Source organism: Shigella sp. FC1967 (assembly GCF_001743005.1).
Taxonomy (GTDB): Bacteria; Pseudomonadota; Gammaproteobacteria; order Enterobacterales; family Enterobacteriaceae; genus Proteus.
Window position 1 is genome coordinate 1 of sequence record NZ_MIIZ01000157.1, and the last position, 282, is coordinate 282.

General features: G+C 42.2%; 1 pseudogene. It reads left to right on the top strand.

The features are described from left to right. Window positions 1-210 (top strand): annotated as a pseudogene (locus BHE89_RS01475) (hypothetical protein); the annotation flags it as partial. Window positions 211-282 lie beyond the last annotated feature (72 nt).

Genomic DNA, 282 nt, shown 5'->3' on the forward strand with positions numbered 1-282 from the left:
CGAGATGACGGAGAGGAAAACGAAGCTGCGGCCAATATCGTGGACTTGCTTAATGGATGTCACGACCTACTGGATACAGCAATAATCAATTACCTTTTTAAGGTGGGAAAAATCAACGAGCAAGAGATTTTGTCGCTTATCTATTATGGAGAGCTGTGTGATCATTCTCTTGTCGGTACGCCTTTTTTCAAGGTTACATATCCCGAGTGAAAATAACGTCCACAAACGCAATGTCATTCCGATAAAAAAAGGGGGCTAGTCAGCCCCTATTTTAATGAAGAG